Below are 20,091 nucleotides of genomic sequence, written 5' to 3' on the forward strand. Positions count from 1 at the left end.
CAGGACAGGATGGAAGGCGCGACGGCGGGTGGCCGCTCGCGCTTCAGGGCCAAGCTGGGTGCGGATATCGCCCTTGCGGTGATCGGAATCTGCTTCCTGGCGCCTTTGCTGTGGTTGCTGCTGGCCGCCGTCGATCCCCAGGCCGGCTACCAGACCAAGGTGCCGTCGGCGCCGTCGCTGGCGAACTTCAGCGCCGTGCTGACACCGGAGCTGTTGTTCCAGCCGTTGGCCAACAGTTTCTTATTGTCCGCCGGCACGGCCGCGGTGAACCTGATTGCTGCGGTGCTCGCCGCTTACCCCCTGTCCAGGTACCAGTCCCGGTTCAACAAACCATTCATGTACACGGTCCTGTTCGGTACGTCGTTGCCGGTGACGGCAATCATGGTGCCCGTCTACGGATTGTTCGTCCAACTGCAGATGCTGGATTCCATGGCGGCCACCATCTTCTTCATGGCAACCACTACTTTGCCCATGGCGATATGGATGACCAAGAACTTCATGGACTCGGTGCCCCTGGAGCTGGAGGAGGCGGCTTGGATGGATGGGGCGTCGGCAATGGCGGCGCTGCGGAGAATCGTCCTGCCTTTGATGCGACGGGGGCTCGGTGTGGTGTTCATCTTTGTCTTCATCCAGGCATGGGGAAACTTCTTTGTTCCCTTCATCCTGTTGCTGTCACCGGACAAGCAACCGGCTGCGGTGTCAATTTTTAGTTTCTTCGGCCAGCATGGCGCCATTGCCTACGGCCAGCTGGCTGCATTCTCCATCCTGTACTCCGTGCCGGTGCTGGTGCTCTACGCCCTGGTCTCCCGCGGCATGGGGAACTCGTTTGCCCTGTCCGGGGCCATGAAGGGATAGCTGGAGCCGTGAGGGGGCCGTGGAACCTTAGTCGATGTCTTCGATGATCTCGCCGTAAGGGATGGACTCGTCGAGGTGGGCTTGATGACCGGTTGGTCCCCTGTTGAAGGTGATCCTGACCCCGTGGCGTTGGTCGGCGGCTGATTGCAGGAGAATGGGCCGTACAGCGTCGATGACGTGCTGGTCCTGGGCGGCGAGGTAGTTCTGGTAGGCGGCTGGTAGCTGATGCATGGCAAAAGGATAGACCTCGGACGGCTGCATGGGGAGGGGTCCCCATTGCGGGCTTGAGCAGGGAGGGCTTGGATAGAGTGGCCTCTGCAGGCGGAAGCACTTTGTGCCAGGCACCCGTGCCGGCTGCCTGCCGGGAGACCAAGACGCCAGCGAGGGGACCACGAGTGCAACAGAGAACAGCCACGGCCGGAATCGATGCACCGGATATGGCCCGTGCCCAGCAACTCGTCGGCAGCATCATTCGCAGCTTCGAGAACAAAGTGGTGGGCCAGGCCAGGTTGCGTGAGACCTTGGTGATCGGGTTGTTGACAGGCGGCCACGTGCTGCTGGAAAGTGTTCCCGGCCTTGCCAAGACCACAGCCGCCCAGGCAATCGCGGAGTCGGTCAGTGCGGAGTTCCGCCGGATCCAGTGCACCCCGGACCTGCTGCCCAGCGACATTGCAGGCACACAGATTTTCGACGCCGCCAAGGGTACGTTTGTCACCCAGTTGGGTCCGGTCCACGCCAATATCGTGTTGCTGGACGAGATCAACAGGTCAAGCGCCAAAACACAGAGCGCCATGCTCGAGGCCATGCAGGAACGGCAGACCTCCATTGGTGGAGAGACCTTCCCCTTGCCGCAACCGTTCCTCGTGCTGGCCACGCAGAATCCCATCGAGCAGGAGGGAACGTATCGCCTTCCCGAAGCGCAAATGGACCGTTTCATGCTCAAGGACGTGTTGGATTACCCCAGTCCGGCTGAAGAAGCGGAGGTCATCCGCAGGATCGACGCCGGTGTGTTCAGCGCCGATCAGAAGCCACCCGCCGCTGCTTCGCTCAACGCAGTGGTGCAGGTGCAGGAACTCGTGCGGCGGGTCTATATCGATCCGGCCATCGTCAGATACATCGTGGGTCTGGCCTATGTCACCCGCAATGCTTCGCAGTACTTGGAGCCCAAGCTTGCCAACCTCGTGGAGTTCGGTGCCAGCCCGCGGGCCAGCATCGCCTTCAGCCAGGCAGCAAGGGCGCTGGCTTTGATCCAGGGTCGGGACCATGTCATTCCCGAGGACGTCAAAAGCCTCGCGCACCGTATTCTTCGCCACCGCATCATCCTGGGTTTCGATGCTGTGGTTGAAGGCATTCCGGTGGAATCCGTCATCGATGCCGTCGTGGCATCTGTCCAGACACCGTAGCGGGGACACCGCGTGCCAAGCTTGCTTCGCCGGGTTAAGTCGAAGATGTTCATCTTCGCCCACCGGAGGACCCTCGCCCTGCTCGACGGCGAATACGGTTCGGTCTTCGCAGGCCGCAGCCTGGACTTTGACGAACTCCGTGCGTATGTCCCAGGCGATGAGGTCAGGGACATCGACTGGAAGGCTACAGCACGGCACGGATCGCCCTTGGTCAAGCGCTATGTGGCAGTACGCCGCCACTCTGTCCTGCTGCTGGTGGATACCGGACGGAACATGGCCGCCGAGACCCTGTCAGGTGAGCCGAAGAAGGACATTGCCGTGCACGCAGCCGGGGTTCTGGGATATTTGGCGTGCCGTCACGGTGACGACGTTGGCCTTCTGCACGGGAACGCGGACGCATCACAGTACGTCCCACCCCGTGGCGGCGAAGAGCACCTGGAACGGTTGCTGCGGGTGGTGGATTCGAGCGTAGCCTCGGATGGGCCACCCAGCTCCCTCGCAGAGCAACTCGACTACGTCCTGAAGTACATCAAAGGGCGGCTTCTCATCGTTGCTGTTGCCGACGAATTCATGCCGGACGCCCGCACGGAGGACCTGATGCGCAGGCTTCGGGCCCGGCATGAAGTACTGTGGCTCACCATCAAGGATGCGGAGCTCGCTCCAGGGGCAGGCGGCCCTTACCCGGACAGTACCGACGTGGCAACGGGGCAGGGAATTCCAGCGCCGCTGAGCTCCGACAGCAAGGTCCGGGCGGCGTATGCGGCTGCCATGGTCGAACGAGGCGAACACCGCAGCGGCATTTTTCGGCGCGGGGGCATAGCCGAGGAGCACACCGTCGGGAGCCTGGACGTCCTGTCCGCAGTCTTCGCCCTTCTGGAGAAGCACCGTTCCGGCGCGCTGACCGCCCGGAGCGCCACCAAAGGCGGCACACGTGCAGGATGACGCCGGCTTCTACGCGCCGCTTGCCTACCAGCCCTACTGGCTATGGCTGGGGCTGGTGATCCTGCTGGCCATTGCCGGCTGGTATGCCTGGATCTTCCGCCCCACACGCAGCAAGGAACCTGCCGCCCAAGGAGCGCCCACACCGGACCTTGACGCGCTGCGCTCCGCTTGCCTCACTGCCATCAACGCCACAGCAGAGGAGGCCGACGCCGGACGCCTCCCCGTGCGCGATGCCCACCAAAGACTCAGCTTCCTGGTGCGGGAATTCGCCGGGGCAGCGACAGGGCTACCGGTGACGTCCATGACACTTGAGGAGCTCCGGCACCAAGGACTCGAGGGACTCACCAAAGGAATCGCCGGACTCTATCCCAACGAATTCGCCCCCGTGCCCGTCCACTCCGTGCAGCACTCGGCAGAGACGGCGCGCCAGGTGGTGCTCGAATGGAACTAAGTTACTGGTGGGTCCTTCCTTTCGCCGCAGCAGCGGTGGTGCTCAGCGCCTGGCTGTACCGCCGCCGTCGTCGTCCGCAACAAACCCGACCCGTAGCGCACGGTGACCGGCTCACCGACCTGCCTGAATATCACGGGGCGCTGCGCCGGCACCGCAGAAGACTGGCGCTCGCCGTCGTGCTCGGGGCAGTGTTCCTCGCCGCCACCGCGACAGCCGCTGCCAGGCCCATCCTGCGCACCACGGAGGAACCGGAAATCCGGAACAGGGACATCGTGCTTTGCCTCGACGTCTCCGGCTCCATGACCAGCACCGACGCCGCCATAGCCACCGTGTTCCAGGAACTCGCCAAGGAATTCGACGGCGAACGCATCGGCATGGTCATCTTCGACAGCAGCAGCGTGCAGCTCTTTCCCCTCACGGACGACTACCACTACGTCGTGGAACAACTCGCCGAAGCCAAGGAAGCCCTGGACAGCGGCGCGGGATCCTTTTTCGACGGCACGTGGAACGGTGAAGGCTCCTCACTGATCGGCGACGGCCTGGCGTCCTGCGTGCAGAGCTTCCCTGACGACAGGGACCCCAAGCGCTCGCGGTCCGTGGTCTTGGCCACTGACAACTTCCTTTCCGGCGAGCCGATCTTCACCCTGGATGAAGCCGGAACACTGGCGGCCGCCAAAAACATCAAGGTCTATGCCTTGAACCCCGGCGACATGGACTACGGAGACCGCCCCGATGAGCCGGGTGCCCGTCTCAGGGCCGCCGCAGAGCGGACCGGGGGCGCTTACTTCACCGTGGACAGCGCCGAGGCCGTTCCTGGCATCGTCGGTAACGTCCAGGAATCAGAGGCCACTGGTTACCATGCAGCACCCCAAGCGGTGATAACGGACGCTCCCGCCTGGCCCCTCGGGATCGCATTGATGGCCGGTACAGGAATGCTGGTGCTCGGATGGCGGATGGAGCTATGACCTTCGCCCCCATTATTCCGTGGCCCCTGCTGGTGTTGGCCATCGTCGCAGTGCTGGCCCTCACCGTATTGGCCTTCACGCCGTGGGGTCCCTTGCGAAGGGGACGAAGCCAACCACAACGGTCCATGAGGCCGGCAGCGTTCCGATGTGCCGCCGTCGTCCTTCTGCTTCTGGCCGCCATGCGACCTGGCTGGGCCGGTGGCCAAGCGCAAACTGCGGCGTCGGACATGGACGTGTTTTTTGTAGTGGACACCAGCACCAGCATGGCTGCGGAAGACTACAACGGCACCCAGACGCGGCTGGCCGGTGCCACACAGGACGTCATGGCGATAGCCAAAGAGCTTGCCGGCGCCAAGTTCGCCCTGATCACTTTCGACAACAAAGCCAACCTCCGGATGCCCCTCACCCGTGACGCCACAGCGTTGCAGGCAGCCATGACCACGCTCCAGCCCCAAAACGCGCGCTATGCCACGGGCAGCAGCGTGACCGGCGCCAGCCAACTCCTGAAGGAAAAGCTCGCGGCAGCCACGGAGCAGCACCCTGGACGCCCCGCGCTGGTCTTCTACGCCGGCGATGGCGAAAACACCAGCGCCGAACGGCCCTCGGCCATGGATGCCGCCAACGTGGCCGGGGGAGCAGTCCTCGGATACGGCACCATACAGGGCGGGCGCATGAAGGAAACCTCGGACACTGACGCCGGTTACCTCAAGGACCGCAGCTCAGATAGCGCGCGCGACGCCGTTTCACGAATCGACGAAGGGCAACTTCGCACTATCGCCGACCAACTCCACGTCCCGTACACACTTCGGAACGGCACCGGGGCAACGTCCGACATGCTCGGCAAAGCCCAACCCGGTGCCCTCACCATCACCGACGGCGACACCCCTGGACGTATTGAGCTGTACTGGTTGCTCGCCATGGTCGCCTTCCTGCTGGCATTGCACGAGCCCCTTCGCCACCTTGCCGCGCTCATCAATCTCCGCACTCCAGCACGAAAGGAGCCCTCCCCATGACAAGCAACACCGCACGACGACGGCGACTCCGGCGTGCGCTGTGGTCCGCACCTCCGGCCCTTGTGGCGCTCGCAGTAGCGGCCAAACTCCTGAGCGTGGGTGCCTTGGGTGGTGCAGCAGCTGAGACATTTTCCGCCAAGGAGCAGGGCAAGCTGGCCGGAGTTGCCACGTGGCTTCAGATCGCGAACGTTGTGGAGCCCCACAAAGCGTTGTTTGCCGCCGGAGATGCGCATGCGATGGCGGGGGAGTTCGACGACGCCCGGAGGTACTTCGAAGCAGCGCTCCAAGCCGGGCCCGGCGTCGACGACTGCAAAGTCCGCGTCAACCTCGTGCTGAGCATCGAGAAGCTGGGGGACTCAACAGGGGACCGGGATGCTGCGGCCCTGCTGTTCCGGGAGGCTCTTAGCACGGCGGAGGCCGCGCCATCTCAATGCCATGTAGCCGGTCCGGCGAACGCAGCCGGGGAAGGGGACACGCTGAACGCTGCCGGTGAACGGCTCAGCGGGAAAATCTCCGAAGGCGCATCCCAAAGTGGTGATGAAGAGCAGCCCGGCCAGGAAACTCCGGCCGCCCCGCAAGAGGACCAACTCAAGCACCTGGAGGAAAGCGCCCAACAGGCCCAGCGGGAGCGCTCCGAGGGGCAGGAACGGGGAGAATACCTGCGCAGCCCTGACGATGGGCCACGCGTTGACAGGCCATGGTGACACTTTCGGCGAACAAAGTTCGTAAAGCCTGTTTACGACTCCCACAGGATTTCGTCGTCCACCACGCCGTCTTCGTCTGCGGCGACGACCAGGAGCTCGTCCGTGAAATGCGATCCCAGGGTGAAATCCAACACAAAGTACCGCTCGGGCTGGCCGGGGTAGATGGCCACGTGGCCGAGTTTGAGGGCCTTCAGGAAGACGTCGTTGGTGAGCTGGCCCTTGTCGCGGACACCGAAGACCGATTCAAGCTGCTCTTCCTTGAGCTGTGAACTGTGGAAATGCAGGAACTGTTGGGGGTTGGTGCCGTCCTGGTCAAGCTCATCGGCGATCATTTCCCGGACTTGGTCCACGAGCTCCGGCAGGAAGCGCAGCCGGTAGTCCACCTTGCGCATGGCGGCCTCGTCAAAGTGATCGTGCGCGGTGACGTTGAGGTCCAATTCCAGCTGGTTGCCGGCCAGCTCATGTCTGGCGACGAAGCAATGCTCACGCCCGTGGTTGAGCTCGATCTCCCCAAAATGTTTGCTCGCTACCTTGCCCATGTGATCAATCTAACCCCATCAACCGGCGGGTTCCAGCACTTGGGGATAATTCACCTGCGTCGCTGCGGACCCTTGACAGGCGCGGGTTTCAGGGGGTGGAGACCGCTCTTTCCCGACGTGTCCCTGAGGGTGTCGGCAAGCAGTTGCGTGAACAACTGCACTTGGGCTGTTCGCTTTTCATTGATGAGCAGCGCGAACACGTTTCGCGCCAGCCGGATGTCCGGTACGTCAAGGACCACGACGCCGGGTGGCCGGTTCCGCAGCGCCAGTTCCGGAACCAGCGAGGCACCCAGGCCGGCGGCGGTCATCTCCAGGCTCGCGTGAAAGTCGTCGCTGTAGGCCACCACGCGGGGGTGGAGGTTGCAGCTGGCAAAGAGGCGCTCAATCACCAACGCATCGCTGGTGCCGGGGTGGTGGACGATCCAGGGCATGTCCGAAAGATGGGCCGCTTCAATCTCGGCATCCTCGCGGATCTTCCATGAGGCCGGCAGCACCACGCGGAAGTCGTCGTCGCCGATCCACTGCCTCTCCAACGAATGCGGCCACGCCAAACCGGATTGCCCCACCTGGTAGACCAATGCCACGTCCAGTTCGCCGCCGCTGCGCAAGCCCTGGATGGTTTGGGCGGGTTCAGCAACGGAGACACGAAGTTCGATGCCCAGCCCGTTCCAACGCTCATTTCGCAGGATGTCCGGCAGAACGTAGGTGGCCAGGCTCGGAAAGATGCCCAGCCGGAGTTCCTGGGCGGGGGAGTCGTTCGTCCTCGACGCCGCCGCCATGAGGGCCTCTACATCCGTCAGCACTTTGGACGCATGTCGGGTCATGGTCACGGCAGCTTCGGTAGGGACGACACTGCGGGCCGACCGCTGGAAGAGCTCGACGCCGGTATCACGCTCCAGCGCGGCCATCTGTTGGGAGACTGCCGAGGCTGTGTAGCCAAGCTGGGCGGCGGCAGCAGCAAAGGAACCCAAACGGGTTACTTCCATCAGCGTCCGGAGGTGGAGGAGATTGACCATCAGCAGATTTTAGCTGTTCGCCACGCCACATTTTCAAAGTGCCACGACACGCCGTATCCCGGCGACACGCTGGAGATTAAATGTGGCTAAGTAGTCCACAGGGTGTGGATGACATCTCTCAATTTGGCGGAATCACGGACATTTTGAGGGCCCTCGCCTGTGGACGAGCAGTGGATTGAATGACATACTTGTAATACATCATCTTGGGGTTCCAGTTCGGCGCTTGCACTACATGTAGTATCGATTTACGGATTGAGCGGGAAACCAGCACAAGACAAAATCAGAGCGTGTTGGCTGTCACGGCAGCCCGCGGGCCGGTATCGGATTCAGTAGCTAGTTCCGGTTGAGCCCGCCAGATACGAAGAGCGACAGACTTCAACTAAGGGGACAGGGATCATGACCGTAACGGTTTACACGAAGCCGGCCTGTGTTCAGTGCAACGCAACCTACCGGGCACTCGACAAGAAGGGCATTGCCTACCAGAGTGTCGACATCTCCCAGGATGCCGAGGCCCTTGAGCGCCTCAAGGCGCTGGGTTACATGCAGGCTCCGGTTGTCGTCACCGAGCAGGACCACTGGTCTGGTTTCCGCCCGGACAAGATCGAGGAACTGGCCCAGGCCGTTTCCTCCGTGGCCTAAGTTTCATTCAAACTTCGCCACCACAACACACTAAGAATTCCTATGTAGTCGAGGTGACTCCCATGGCACCGCTGGCAGCGGCACCCGTACGCGATGCTGCGGAAGCTGTGACCACGAGGAGTCACCTCATCTACTTTTCCTCGACCTCCGAAAACACCAAACGATTCGTCCAGAAACTGGGTACGGATGCAGCACGCATCCCGCTCTACGCCCAGGATGCTCCGCTTCAAGCCCTCGAACCTTTCGTCCTTGTACTGCCTACCTACGGTGGAACAAACGGCGAAGGTTCCGTGCCGAAGCAAGTCATCAGATTTCTCAACGATCCCGGGAACAGGGAACTGATCCGCGGTGTTATCGGAGCGGGGAATACCAATTTCGCGGACAACTACTGCGCAGCGGGGGACATCATCTCCGTCAAGTGCAAGGTGCCGCATCTTTACAAATTTGAACTCATGGGGACGCCGGAAGACGTTCAGCGGGTCAACGAAGGGCTGGAAAAGTTTTGGACACAACTGTCGCAGAAACAGAAGTAACCGGGGGCGCTGTGGACACGGTCAAGAAGCCGCTGCCTGAGGCTTTCAAGGGCCTGGGCTATCACGAGCTCAACGCCATGCTGAACCTGTACGGACCCAACGGCGAGATCCAGTTCGAAGCTGACCGTGAAGCTGCGCACCAGTACTTCCTGCAGCACGTGAACAACAACACGGTGTTCTTCCACGACCTGGAAGAGAAGCTCGACTACCTGGTGAAGAACCAGTACTACGAGCGCGAAACCCTTGACCAGTACACGATGAACTTCATCCGCGACCTCTTCAACCGCGCGTACAAGAAGAAGTTCCGTTTTGAGACCTTCCTCGGCGCCTTCAAGTTCTACACGTCCTACACGCTGAAGACTTTTGATGGCAAGCGCTTCCTGGAGCGGTACGAAGACCGCGTCTGCATGGTTGCCCTCCACCTTGCCCGTGGCAACGAAGACCTTGCCAACCGTTTGGTCGACGAAATCATCGATGGCCGATTCCAGCCGGCAACCCCTACGTTCCTCAACGCCGGCAAGGCACAGCGTGGCGAACTCGTCTCCTGCTTCCTGCTCCGCATCGAGGACAACATGGAGTCGATTGCCCGCGCCATCAACTCCGCGCTGCAGCTCTCAAAGCGCGGCGGCGGTGTGGCCCTTTCGCTCACCAACATCCGTGAGCACGGCGCCCCGATCAAGCAGATCGAGAACCAGTCCTCCGGCGTCATCCCCGTCATGAAGCTCCTCGAAGACAGCTTCTCCTACGCCAACCAGCTCGGTGCCCGCCAGGGTGCAGGCGCCGTATACCTGCACGCCCACCACCCGGACATCCACCGCTTCCTGGACACCAAGCGCGAGAACGCCGACGAGAAGATCCGTATCAAGACCCTCTCCTTGGGCGTTGTGGTCCCGGACATCACGTTCGAACTCGCCAAGAAGAACGAGGACATGTACCTCTTCTCCCCGTACGACGTCGAGAAGGTCTACGGTGTTCCGTTCTCCGATATTTCGGTGACCGAGAAGTACTACGAGATGGTTGACGATTCCCGGATCAAGAAGACCAAGATCAGTGCCCGCGAGTTCTTCCAGACCCTTGCGGAGATCCAGTTCGAGTCCGGTTACCCGTACATCATGTTCGAGGACACCGTGAACCGAGCCAACCCGATCGACGGCAAGATCACCATGAGCAACCTTTGCTCTGAGATCCTGCAGGTCTCCTCGCCGTCCATCTACGCGGAAGACCTCAGCTACGAGACCGTGGGTAAGGACATTTCCTGCAACCTCGGTTCCATGAACATTGCCAAGACCATGGATTCGCCAGACTTTGGTCGCTCCATTGAGACGTCCATCCGCGCCCTCAGCGCTGTATCCGACATGTCCTACATCAACTCGGTGCCGTCCATCGCCCAGGGCAACGCCCAGAGCCACGCGATCGGCCTCGGCCAGATGAACCTCCACGGTTACCTTGCCCGCGAGCACGTCCACTACGGTTCCGAAGAGGGCCTGGACTTCACCAACATCTACTTCTACACGGTGCTGTTCCACGCGCTGCGCGCCTCCAACCGCCTCGCTATCGAGACCGGCCAGACGTTCGGCGGCTTCGAGAAGTCCACCTACGCTTCCGGCGAGTTCTTCGACAAGTACACCGAGCAGGAATGGGTTCCGGAAACGGAGCGCGTTCAGGAGCTCTTCGCCGGCCACCACATCCCCACCCAGGATGACTGGCGCGAGCTGAAGGCTTCGGTCATGGAGCACGGCATCTACAACCAGAACCTGCAGGCCGTACCGCCCACCGGTTCCATCAGCTACATCAACAACTCCACGTCTTCCATCCACCCGGTGGCCGCCAAGATCGAAATCCGCAAGGAAGGCAAGATCGGCCGCGTCTACTACCCGGCTCCGTACCTGACCAACGACAACCTGGAGTACTACCAGGATGCCTACGAAATCGGCTACGAGAAGATCATCGACACCTACGCCGCTGCCACGCAGCACGTGGACCAGGGCCTGTCCCTGACGCTGTTCTTCAAAGACACCGCCACCACGCGCGACATCAACAAGGCGCAGATCTACGCATGGCGCAAGGGCATCAAGACTCTCTACTACATCCGTCTCCGCCAGCTCGCGCTGGAGGGCACGGAGGTGGAAGGCTGCGTCAGTTGCATGTTGTAATCAGCCTCTATTGGTTGATTAATTGCGGCCCCGGCCGTACTCAAAACTAAAGAGCACGACGGCGGGTTTCCACCCGCCGTCGTAGGCTTATCTCAAGAAAACCATCGCTTAAGGGGATGAAATGACCGAAAAGGTCAAGCTGCTGACACACGTCGAGGCCATCAACTGGAACAAGATCCAGGACGACAAGGACGTGGAAGTCTGGAACCGGCTGGTCAACAACTTCTGGCTCCCGGAGAAGGTGCCGCTGTCCAACGACGTCCAGTCGTGGCACACGCTGACGCCTGATGAGCAGCAGCTCACCATGCGCGTTTTCACCGGCCTCACCCTGCTGGACACCATCCAGGGCACCGTCGGCGCCGTTTCGTTGATCCCGGACGCGATTACCCCGCACGAAGAAGCTGTGTACACCAACATCGCCTTCATGGAGTCGGTGCACGCCAAGTCCTACTCGTCCATCTTCTCCACCCTGTGCTCCACCAAGGAGATTGACGACGCCTTCCGCTGGTCCCTCGAGAACGAGAACCTGCAGAAGAAAGCCCAGATCGTCATGGATTACTACCAGGGCGACGATCCCCTGAAGCGCAAGGTTGCCTCCACCTTGCTGGAAAGCTTCCTGTTCTACTCGGGCTTCTACCTGCCCATGTACTGGTCTTCCCGCGCCAAGCTCACGAACACGGCTGACCTCATTCGCCTCATCATCCGCGACGAGGCAGTGCACGGCTACTACATCGGCTACAAGTTCCAGAAGGGCTTGGAGAAGGTTTCCGAGGCCCGCAAGCAGGAAATCAAGGACTACACGTTCGAGCTGCTCTTCGAGCTGTACGAAAACGAAGTCCAATACACGCACGACCTCTACGACGGAGTAGGCCTGGCCGAGGACGTCAAGAAGTTCCTGCACTACAACGCCAACAAGGCCCTCATGAACCTCGGCTACGAGGCCATGTTCCCGGCGTCCGTCACCGACGTAAACCCGGCCATCCTGTCGGCTCTGTCCCCGAACGCCGACGAGAACCACGACTTCTTCTCCGGTTCGGGCTCCTCCTACGTGATTGGCAAGGCTGTCAACACGGAAGATGAGGACTGGGAGTTCTAGTAGTCATTGTGAGATGACAGGCTAGTTGGCCATTATGACAACTTAGGTGGCCAATGGCCAGACAAGGTGGCCAACGGACAGGCTATTTGGCCGCTTTCGAGTCCTATGGACAATTTAGTTGGCCATTTCTCCTAAGCTCCCGTCGATCGGTCCGTATGTTTTGGTGCCCCTGTCACTCTCTGACGGGGGCACCCCGACTGGTGTTGGAACATGAGGGCTGAGGAAATGATGGAGCATGGCCCCGTGCGGTGCGCTGTGTGTGCGGCGTTCAGGGTTGGCTCCTAGAGGTTGCTCGGCCACGTGACATGTTCCAGGGTGCTACAGCTGTTGGTTCCACGTTCATCCGTATAGGTCGGCGTGGAACTCCGCGGCCTGCAGGGGTTGGTTTGCGTTCCGCAGTCAAGCCGGCATTGCGTGTAGAAGCACCGGGGACAACAGATGCGTTGGTGTCCCTTTATCATCAAATTTTGTCCGTCGCGCTGACAGATGCGCGCGCCTAGAGTCTAGGCTTCCGGGGTCACGGAAGATGCTCTCCTGCTAGGTCAGTCGGCGGCTCTTAGCAGGGGGACAGGACCGTGGCTTTTAGGACTACGAAAATTCAGTCAGTAGCGGCAGCCGACCCGGAGGCTCTCTACAGGCAGATCGCCAAGACCAATGCAGGTCCGGCCTATCTTTGGGGACATCAGCAGGAACTTCTCCTCGGCTGGCACGAACACTTCCGGGGCCACGAAAATGTTGCTCTGGAGCTTCCCACCGGTGCTGGGAAGACCTTGGTGGGCGGCTTGATCGCGGAGTGGATCAGGCGGGAAGAGCATAAGCCGGTGGCATATCTTTGCCCAACCCGGCAATTGGCCAAGCAAGCCCACGAGAAACTGGTGTCCTACGGTATCTCCGCCGTAGACCTGACCGGAAAATCGTCGGGCTGGCCGCCGGCGGACCGGGCAAAGTTCACCAGTGCCCAGTCTGTTGCGGTCGCCACCTATAGCCACGTCTTCAACGCATACCCGAAAATCCGGGACACCGGCACGTTGATTTTCGATGACGCCCACGCCGGCGCCAGCTATGTCTCGTCCGCCTGGACCGTCTCAGTTCCGCGGTCAGAATCCCTTTACTTCACCTTACTGACTGCGCTCTCTGCCGGTCTGGACTCCGCGACGGTCGAAAGCCTCCGCGACGACGGATCCAGCCTCCGGAACGACGGCAGCGTCTACCTGGTCTCACCCCGAGCTGTCCTCGCGGCTCAGCCCCAGCTGCAGGCTGCCATCGCGGCGGATGGGAACAAGGACCGCGGATACAGAACGTCCATGATCGGGGGCAACCTTGGACTTTGCATGGTCTACGCATCCCACTCAAAGTTGGAGATTCGACCTCTTATCTGCCCCACAGCAACACACGATGCTTTCAGTTCGCCCCAGCGCCGGATCTTCATGAGCGCAACATTGGGGGAGGGGGGCGAGCTTGAGCGTTCTTTCGGAGTCCCGGACATCGCCAGGATGCCCATCCCGCGGGGTTGGGACAAAGAAGGCACGGGCCGAAGGTTCTTTGTGTTCCCGGCTGTCACCAATGAGTTGAATGATGACCCAGACCTTCTCGCTCCGTGGGTGAAGCAGACTGTCGAAGTCCATGGCCGTACGGCACTTCTTACTCCCAGCGCAACTGAATCTTCAAACGTGCTCGAAAAATCAATTCCTGAAGGTTTTACACGTCTGAGCGGGCACACCGTCGAGAATGACATGGCAATCTTCACGAACGATGAGAAGTCGATCCTTGATCTCGCAAACCGCTACGACGGGGTCGATCTCCCCAACGAAGCATGCCGGCTGGTCATTTTGTCCGGCCTCCCCACTCAAAGCGATTTGCAGGAGAAGTTCCAATACAACTCACTCGGCGCCCAGAACGTCCTTCAGGAACGGATCAGGACCCGGCTGGTGCAGGGCATGGGCCGGGCCACGAGGAATCAACACGATTTTTCTACCGTAGTCGTTCTCGGCACTGAGTTGACGAACTTCATGTACCGCCCTGAGGTCTTGCAGGCGTTCCGGGAAGAAATCCAGGCTGAAATAGAGTTTGGCCGCGAGGAGAGCCTTGGCCGTGACATCGCAGACGTCAACGAGAACATGGCTGCCTTCCTGGCACAGAGCGAAGCCTGGTCCGCCGTCAACGCTCAAATCGCGACTGACCGCCTGATGAAGAAACGTGTCAGTCCCCACGGAACTGCTGAATTGGCCAGTGCCGCCTCCTACGAAGTGCAGGCAATGGACGCCTTGTGGTCAGGGGATCTTGAGAGCGCGCTGCGGCAGGCACGCGCGGTGCTGGATGAACTGGCCCGTAACCCGAAAACCGGACGCTACGCTGCGCTATGGTTCCTGCTGGCCTGCAGTTGGACTCAGATGCTGGCCGATCAGCGAGGAGACTCTGAACGCTCACTGCATCGGGCCGCGGTTAAGCATTTCGCCAACGTGCGGGAGCACGCCCGCGGGACAACTTGGTTCAGGCACCTCGACCCGGAAGACCAGGACGGGGTGTCCGTCGAATCCTACGACGAACTGGACCGCTTCGCCGCCGCCCAGATTGTAGACAGGATCAAGGCGAAGACGTGGGGGCGAGAAACCCGGGATCAGCTGGACCAGGCCGTGCGGGGGCTCAACCAAAACAGCTACAAGCCTTTCGAGGGCGGTCTAGTCACCTTGGGAATGCTGGCCGGTGCAAGCGAGTCGTTCGGCAACAATGGAGAGCAAGCAGCACCCGATGCTGTATGGATCTTCGGGGACCTGCTGTGGGTAGCCTGGGAGGCGAAGAGCGAAGCAAAGCCGGGAGGAAAGGTTCCCGCCCGCTACTCCCGGGAGGCTAGTTCTCATCTGACCTTTACCGCCACCAAACGTACGGAAGAGGCCCCCGAGTCGTCCTTCATCTGCTACGTCACCCCTCAAACGAGTGCCGATGCGGGCGCCATGGCCGTCGCGGGCGAGGACGTATTCATGTTGCCGCTCCATGAGCCTTCAACTCTGCTGGCCCGGTTGGAAAAGGCGTGGACCACTGCCCGGGCGATGGGTGACGGAGTAGAAGTCCTGACAGTGTTGCAAGCTCTAAAGCAAGAAGGGTGCCTACCGAGTCAGTGGATTGCGCACTACATGAGGCATCCTCTCAAGTATTTTTCGATGGAGTCGGTCTCAGGTGGGACGAAGGCGGAAGTGACTCCGGACAACGTCCAAGAGTCGACTCCCGCCGAGGCTAAGGCCGAGTCCGGAAGTGAAAAGGGCATCCACAAGAAAAAGGCCGGCGCAAGTCCCAGCGCAGATCCCAAGGCGCCAGCAACCAGCCCGCAAGATTCTCCGCCGAACAAGTAAGTCGACTCTCCAGGAATCCACCACAGTGATTGAGAGCCCGTTCTAAGCTGCTCGCGTGCGAAAATGATGCCGTGGATCACACCCAGCCTCCAGACCAACCGGTTGTCAGCGAATTAGCTCCATTGCCTGAGGACGAATTTGGGGCGGCCGATTCCGGGCCCATCAGCGCTGATGATGCGAATTGTTGTCTGCTGTTTCAGGGCACGAACGGGGAGTCGTCCGGGCGGTATCTCCCGGGCGGCTACACGCTGAGTCTGAAAGGAAGCGTCACCGCACAGCATCACCTTACGGTCCTTCATGAGATCCACCACAAAGGATTGAACGACGACACGGCGTGGGGATCACTCATCCATTTCACCGCCGAACACCCCGGTTGGGACACTGCCCTTCTCGCGCAGCTCGTGGGAAGCTGCAGCGTCATCCATGAAGCATTCGCCAGCTTCATGTCAGCCTCATATGCCGGGCTACGCCACGAGAACGTCGAAGAGGTTTTAGAAGCGTATCCCATCTACCGTCCCTTGATGGTGCGCATGGAGCGACTCCTCACGCATGTACCCCAAGGGCACCGGAAAGAGATAGCCGCCACTGCCGTCGCCCGATTCTGCATGAGCCCTCCGGTGCTGGCGCTCGTATCTGATCTGTACCCTCGCAGAGTGAGGCTGGCTGACATCCCATCCGCGTGGCACCCCGACCAGCGCTTTCGCCGCTTCGGCTGTGTTCGCCCGGAAACCATCATTGACGCGGTGAACGCGGCAGACGCAGGATTTCTCCGCACCTATGGACAACCAATCGATGCGCTGACTCTCGAGGCGAGCGATGACCTGCTCGAGGCTGCGTGGAAAACCTGGGAGGAAACGTTTATCAACAGCGTCGTATCCTCAACCCCCCGGCTGCGCGATTTGGCCCACGTCCCGGCCAACGACCACCTGGCCGGGGTTGGGCAACTTGTTCACGCGGCTACCAGTCGCGGCATCCCCATGTCTCTCACCCAGGACGCGGGTGAGCAGGCGCTCAGTGATGCCGAATCTGTGCAGCGTATCCTCAGTGCGACGGAGCTGCGACTTCGCGAGGAGCCGTGGTCATCGGCTCTTGCCGAGGTCGGCACTGACGTGGACAGTGCTGATGTGATGGGTCTGAGCGCAGCAGGTCCGGTAGCGTTCTTGCTGATTCATGGGCGTATGCCGGTGCAGCTATCCGAAGCGTTCACGTTCTTGGCTGCCGACCCTGTCGACCACGAGGACCAACGGACGCCGATCTTTGCGGTGCGCTTGCTCGTAGATCACGCTGGGCAGGACCTCATACTGAATGCGACGATTCCAAGCACGAATGCCTACCGAGAACTGGCAGAGGCTTGGCCGGAAGAATACCTCATCGCGAACTGCATCACAGCCAGCTGTTTCGCCCAGGGCGGGTGGCAGAAAGTGTGGTTGCCCGTACTGAACCCCCGTCCAACGGTGGTGCTGCTGGACACAGGATTCCTGGGAACTATCGGTGCCGGCCGTTTGCTCGGTGCTGACGAGAGGGTCTATGGGGCATACATGGGGGTCGCCGACCCCACCGTAAAAGCCCTCATTCTCCACGTGGACGGCCACCCCCACGTCATCCTGGCCATCGCCGACGACCTCACCATCCAACTTCTTGCCGGACAGCTCGCGGACCTTCTCGGTGAGCGCCTCATCATGGACGACGCCGACTGGTCCGAGTGGATGTCGGTACTGTCCGCTGTATCCGCTTCAGTGCTCGGCACGGAGTCATCGCTGCGCTTCAACGGCACGGCGTCCACCTGATGCGACAGGTTTCCGGTCTGTACCATCACCGCGGCTGGCGCATCGAGGTCGGTGACGACGCAGAGGCAGCGGACGTACTCGTTGCTTCAATGCACGAAGCGATGCACGACAGGCTTCAAATGACGACTATTTACGGCTGCACAGTGGCTCTGCTCCAGGAACGGGCAACACGAGATCAAAAGGAGCAGGCTCTCGCGCAGGCCATGGCGCTGCAGCGCGGTTCCGCCCGAGTACATGAAGAATACGCCACCTGGATGTCCACGATTCCTGCCGGATGGGGAGTCGAAACTCTGAGGCAAGCGTTTCCCATCTATGCACTGCACCTGGTCCGTTCTCAAAGGCGCGTGCAAGCCCTGCATGGCCCATATCTGGCCATGCACGCTACTCAAGCGGTCGCCCGCGCTTGTATGCAACCGGCCGCCCTTACTGGACTTCTTGCTGCTGAGGACCCTTCGACGCTCACGGCGGGCATGCTTGATCACACCATGCGGCCAGATGTCAGACTGCAACGCCTGGAGCGTGCGCTTTCCCAGCATGGCTGGGGACCATTGGAGGGCTGGGTCGGCGATGCTGTCGACATGAGCCCGGAGCGTTTCGCAGATGAGAGCGACCCGGGGTGGGGTGAGCTCAACCGGGCAGCCTATGAATGGTGCCGCGCGCTCCTTGAGTCTTCGGGTTGCCCGACGCTGCCTTACGATGGGCACCTTCCACACGTGGATTCGCTTCGCGAGGCTATAGGGCTTCCTGAGAACCCTGCCGACGTGCCGTCTTCGTTGATTGCGTTGATGTCCGTCGAATCGGAGACGCTGGTCCTTGAGGACCCACTGCCTGCAGTTGTTCTGCCCGCGGGCACACCGCCCGCTGAACTTCTCGCCGGGGACGGTGACCGCAGGCACCTTTTTCTCGCTATCCGCCCCCGGCAGCGCCTGCTCGTGCAGTATCAGCTGAACGGTGGTTCCCTCAGCGAGGCACCCCACGTGGCTGTTCTGCGCCGCGTACGTGAAGATGGCACCGTCGAAATCCTCGACGTGACGGACCAGAGCCCAGCCGCGATTTCCGGCGCCGGGGCCGTGGTTGTCAGCATTGCCATGTCCTCCCTGGCCCAGGAGACCATCCAGCAGTACTGGAAGCCGCTCCTCGGACGAGAACAGGCCTCCGTTCTGTGCGATCTACGCCCGTCCGTGAACCTGCAGGGGTGGTTGCGGGAGACTGCCTTGACGGTGAGATATGCGATGGTTGGGATCGAGACCAGGGTCGGGATGGTTCGTCTGCTGGTGTTCCAGATCGAAGACGGCGCCAGCTCATCGCGCATTTACATCTCTCCGGTGAGCCGGCTGTACAGTTCCGGACTGTTGCTGTGGCTCAACGAATCCCAGAGCACGGTGGGGAGGGCCCGGCATGACGACACGCTAGGGGACCTGCCGCTGGTCCGATTCTCTGCTGCCCATATCCTTCTTGAAGAACGACTCTTTTCCTTCGCCGCAGGAGACACCCGATGACGACCACCGTTAACCTGTATGACTATTTCTCGGAACGGGACATTCCTGAAGAGTTCGGCCGCGAATGGCTTAGCTCAGATGTGCTCGCGCCGCTCGGCATCAAAGCCGACAACTACATGGCGGACATTTGCGAAGACATCCTGGTAGGCGCTGCCGACAACAGCGCCGGGGAACTCCACATGCGACCCGGAGGCTGGCGGATAAATCTTGGCACGTCCGTCGTGCGTACGTTCGTCACATCAGCTGTCGTGGGTGCCGGCCTGTTCGTTGCTGGGGCCGATCAGATACCGCTGGAGCTTCTTCCCGCGGTCCTACCCCTTCTGGTGGACCTTAAACAGGTGCGCTTGAACCGACAGGACCGGGAACTCTTCATTCCCCTTCAAAAGGCCGCTGCCGGGCTCGAAGGGTTCGCTTTGCATCCCGAAGTGCTCTACAACCGACTTGAGCCAGTCGTTAGGGACCGGCTCAACTACGGTGACTATTTGGCCTTCACGGAGCGGCTCATCGAGGCAGGGAAGCTCGACAACGCCGGCGGGAACGACATCCGACCTCGCCGCGATACTGCCTGGATCCGGATCACTCTGGAATGAACTGGTTGCTCAGCCTGAACCGGGGTGCATCGTCGCCCAGCCGTGGAACAGAAGAATGACTAATGCGCGTTAGTTCAGCCCCGGTGATGGACCCAGATCCACAGCCGGACGGGAGCGTAAGTTAGTCCTCGCTTGTCACTGGCGGCAAGGCCTCGATGCTGACTACAGGCGAAGTCGTTCGCAGAGTTGGCACGTGATCTTCACGGATTTGTATCCAGAACTGAGCTGACTCGCCAACGATGCAGGATACAACCATGAGCAGGTCGAGCACGTCGCCATCGCGCCGCAATTGCGTCAGTTCCACGACCTGGAACTCCGGAATTGGGGCGTTGACGGAGCCGTGCCTTTCCATTGTCCTGCCCGTCAGGTCAAGAACGTATTGGCTGCCCGTTGCTGTGCTTATCAGGAATCGGCCCAAGTCATCATTGCTCAGCTCCTGAGTCATGCCTTGAGCTTAGCGGTCATTACAAGGCAAAAGCATCGCAGCGACGAAGCCGGCTTTGTCGTCCCCCGCGGTCCTGTCTGCTTGTGCGCGCCACATAAACTTAGTTGGTTATGC

Annotated in this window: 19 protein-coding genes; 15 read left to right on the top strand and 4 right to left on the bottom strand. The window is 60.9% G+C overall.

Going from position 1 to position 20,091, the window contains the following annotated elements; genetic code table 11:
• The first annotated feature begins 9 nt into the window (after positions 1-9).
• On the top strand, positions 10-855 hold the full coding sequence (locus ACSSVG_RS19815) for a carbohydrate ABC transporter permease (RefSeq protein WP_231338667.1): 846 nt from the start codon (positions 10-12) through the stop codon (positions 853-855).
• 27 nt (positions 856-882) lie between these two features.
• On the opposite strand, the gene ACSSVG_RS19820 is transcribed toward ACSSVG_RS19815, so the two are convergent.
• Entirely contained in the window at positions 883-1,116 is a 234-nt protein-coding gene (locus ACSSVG_RS19820; protein ID WP_231338655.1) for a hypothetical protein, read from the bottom strand.
• A 134-nt stretch (positions 1,117-1,250) separates the two neighbouring features.
• Here ACSSVG_RS19820 and ACSSVG_RS19825 point away from each other — a divergent pair, with 134 nt between their 5' ends.
• Genes ACSSVG_RS19825 through ACSSVG_RS19850 form a run of 6 tightly spaced genes read left to right on the top strand, consistent with a single transcriptional unit; the run spans position 1,251 to position 6,333 of the window.
• A complete protein-coding gene (locus ACSSVG_RS19825) occupies positions 1,251-2,258 on the top strand; it encodes an AAA family ATPase (protein WP_492415935.1) in 1,008 nt (335 codons plus the stop codon).
• 12 nt (positions 2,259-2,270) lie between these two features.
• Entirely contained in the window at positions 2,271-3,200 is a 930-nt protein-coding gene (locus ACSSVG_RS19830) for a DUF58 domain-containing protein (RefSeq protein ID WP_492415937.1), read from the top strand.
• Complete coding sequence (locus tag ACSSVG_RS19835) at positions 3,190-3,651, top strand: hypothetical protein (RefSeq protein ID WP_231338652.1); 462 nt, start codon at positions 3,190-3,192, stop codon at positions 3,649-3,651. The genes ACSSVG_RS19830 and ACSSVG_RS19835 overlap by 11 nt, the downstream gene beginning before the upstream one ends.
• On the top strand, positions 3,642-4,616 hold the full coding sequence (locus ACSSVG_RS19840) for a vWA domain-containing protein (protein WP_492415939.1): 975 nt from the start codon (positions 3,642-3,644) through the stop codon (positions 4,614-4,616). Before ACSSVG_RS19835 ends, ACSSVG_RS19840 begins: the two co-directional genes overlap by 10 nt.
• Positions 4,613-5,629, top strand: a complete 1,017-nt coding sequence (locus ACSSVG_RS19845) for a vWA domain-containing protein (protein ID WP_492415941.1) — start codon at positions 4,613-4,615, stop codon at positions 5,627-5,629. The genes ACSSVG_RS19840 and ACSSVG_RS19845 overlap by 4 nt, the downstream gene beginning before the upstream one ends.
• Positions 5,626-6,333, top strand: a complete 708-nt coding sequence (locus ACSSVG_RS19850; RefSeq protein WP_492415943.1) for a tetratricopeptide repeat protein — start codon at positions 5,626-5,628, stop codon at positions 6,331-6,333. The genes ACSSVG_RS19845 and ACSSVG_RS19850 overlap by 4 nt, the downstream gene beginning before the upstream one ends.
• A 32-nt stretch (positions 6,334-6,365) precedes the next feature.
• Here ACSSVG_RS19850 and ACSSVG_RS19855 read toward each other — a convergent pair whose 3' ends face one another.
• Together ACSSVG_RS19855 and ACSSVG_RS19860 are read right to left on the bottom strand one after the other, a co-directional pair.
• Positions 6,366-6,872: a DUF2004 domain-containing protein gene (locus ACSSVG_RS19855; protein WP_159702905.1), complete on the bottom strand. Its 507-nt coding sequence runs from the start codon at positions 6,870-6,872 to the stop codon at positions 6,366-6,368.
• A gap of 50 nt (positions 6,873-6,922) precedes the next feature.
• The gene (locus ACSSVG_RS19860) at positions 6,923-7,888 is read right to left on the bottom strand and encodes a LysR family transcriptional regulator (protein ID WP_231338648.1); all 966 of its coding nucleotides are present in this window, start codon (positions 7,886-7,888) and stop codon (positions 6,923-6,925) included.
• A 396-nt stretch (positions 7,889-8,284) separates the two neighbouring features.
• Here ACSSVG_RS19860 and nrdH point away from each other — a divergent pair, with 396 nt between their 5' ends.
• The 8 genes from nrdH (at position 8,285) to ACSSVG_RS19900 (ending at position 19,532) form a co-directional block, all read left to right on the top strand.
• Positions 8,285-8,527, top strand: coding sequence for a glutaredoxin-like protein NrdH (nrdH, locus tag ACSSVG_RS19865; RefSeq protein ID WP_011775022.1), 243 nt, complete (start codon positions 8,285-8,287; stop codon positions 8,525-8,527).
• A gap of 62 nt (positions 8,528-8,589) precedes the next feature.
• On the top strand, positions 8,590-9,060 hold the full coding sequence (gene nrdI / locus ACSSVG_RS19870; protein WP_231338647.1) for a class Ib ribonucleoside-diphosphate reductase assembly flavoprotein NrdI: 471 nt from the start codon (positions 8,590-8,592) through the stop codon (positions 9,058-9,060).
• Positions 9,061-9,092: 32 nt separating this feature from the next.
• Positions 9,093-11,213, top strand: a complete 2,121-nt coding sequence (nrdE, locus tag ACSSVG_RS19875) for a class 1b ribonucleoside-diphosphate reductase subunit alpha (protein ID WP_231338666.1) — start codon at positions 9,093-9,095, stop codon at positions 11,211-11,213.
• Between the two features lie 121 nt (positions 11,214-11,334).
• The gene (nrdF, locus tag ACSSVG_RS19880) at positions 11,335-12,309 is read left to right on the top strand and encodes a class 1b ribonucleoside-diphosphate reductase subunit beta (protein WP_011775019.1); all 975 of its coding nucleotides are present in this window, start codon (positions 11,335-11,337) and stop codon (positions 12,307-12,309) included.
• Between the two features lie 575 nt (positions 12,310-12,884).
• The gene (locus ACSSVG_RS19885; RefSeq protein WP_231338646.1) at positions 12,885-15,656 is read left to right on the top strand and encodes a DEAD/DEAH box helicase; all 2,772 of its coding nucleotides are present in this window, start codon (positions 12,885-12,887) and stop codon (positions 15,654-15,656) included.
• A gap of 317 nt (positions 15,657-15,973) precedes the next feature.
• On the top strand, positions 15,974-17,443 hold the full coding sequence (locus tag ACSSVG_RS19890) for a hypothetical protein (RefSeq protein ID WP_231338645.1): 1,470 nt from the start codon (positions 15,974-15,976) through the stop codon (positions 17,441-17,443).
• Positions 17,443-18,942 (top strand): hypothetical protein, encoded by a 1,500-nt coding sequence (locus ACSSVG_RS19895; protein WP_231338644.1) that lies wholly within the window; start codon positions 17,443-17,445, stop codon positions 18,940-18,942. The genes ACSSVG_RS19890 and ACSSVG_RS19895 overlap by 1 nt, the downstream gene beginning before the upstream one ends.
• Positions 18,939-19,532 (top strand): hypothetical protein, encoded by a 594-nt coding sequence (locus ACSSVG_RS19900; protein ID WP_231338643.1) that lies wholly within the window; start codon positions 18,939-18,941, stop codon positions 19,530-19,532. Before ACSSVG_RS19895 ends, ACSSVG_RS19900 begins: the two co-directional genes overlap by 4 nt.
• A 121-nt stretch (positions 19,533-19,653) precedes the next feature.
• Here ACSSVG_RS19900 and ACSSVG_RS19905 read toward each other — a convergent pair whose 3' ends face one another.
• Positions 19,654-19,977 (bottom strand): hypothetical protein, encoded by a 324-nt coding sequence (locus ACSSVG_RS19905; protein ID WP_231338642.1) that lies wholly within the window; start codon positions 19,975-19,977, stop codon positions 19,654-19,656.
• Positions 19,978-20,091 lie beyond the last annotated feature (114 nt).

This window comes from Paenarthrobacter sp. E2MeOHC11 (assembly GCF_058744955.1).